Source organism: Mesorhizobium silamurunense (genome assembly GCF_014843905.1).
Classification (GTDB): Bacteria; Pseudomonadota; Alphaproteobacteria; order Rhizobiales; family Rhizobiaceae; genus Mesorhizobium; species Mesorhizobium silamurunense.
Window position 1 is genome coordinate 1 of sequence record NZ_LPVS01000194.1, and the last position, 858, is coordinate 858.

Annotated in this window: 1 protein-coding gene; it reads left to right on the forward strand. The window is 65.4% G+C overall.

Going from position 1 to position 858, the window contains the following annotated elements:
* A partial coding sequence (locus AU465_RS33010; RefSeq protein ID WP_192257193.1) for a tetratricopeptide repeat protein occupies positions 1–668 on the forward strand: 668 nt, incomplete at its 5' end.
* Positions 669–858: the final 190 nt, after the last annotated feature.

Below are 858 nucleotides of genomic sequence, written 5' to 3' on the forward strand. Positions count from 1 at the left end.
AGGCGCTCAGCATCGACCCTAGCTTCAACTTGGCGAAGGCACTCGGCGCCTATATCCGCAGCCTATCCGTGAGCCAGTGCTGGCACGAGCCGGACGATATGCGAGTCGCCGCGCGCATGGCGCGCGAGGTACTGGCGGAAGCGCGCGACGATCCCACGAGCCTGCGCTTCGCCGCGCAGGTGATGGCCTACAGCGCGAAGGACTACGAGATGGCGCTGGGCACGATCGAACGATCCCTGCTGCTCAACCCCAATTCGGCACAGGGCCATACGGGCAGCGGCTGGGTGAACGCACATTCCAGCCGCCCGCTCGTCGCGATCGAGCACTTTCACAGGGCAATGCGGCTGAGCCCGGTCGACCCCGAGAAGGGCATCGCGCTCTCCGGCATCGGGATGAGCTACCTGATGCTCGAGCGCTACGAGGAAGCGCTGGCATGGGGAGAACGCGCGCTGCACGAGATGCCGAACTACGGCTCCTCGCACCGGGTGGTGATCATGGCGCTGGTCAAACTCAACCGGTTGGACGAGGCGCAGACCGCGGCGCGGCGGCTGATGGACGCGTTCCCGACCTACACGCTCACCCTGCAGAGACAGATCAACCCGTGGCTGGACAAGGTGTTCGCCGAGCGTTACGTCGAGGCGCTGGGCATCGCCGGCGTGCCGGAGTGATCGTCGCGGTTGCAAAGATGCCCTCTCCTGCGCGTCACGTCCGGCCAGGCGACGTCCCTTGATCCCGTGTCGCTTCTGGAAGGATAGGTCTCGGCCGGCTTGTCCGAGTACTGAGCGCGTAGAGCAGCCGTGAACAGCCGTCGAGCTCTCTGTTGGGTTCGCGTCGAACTTCCGGTTTCCACCCTGACGA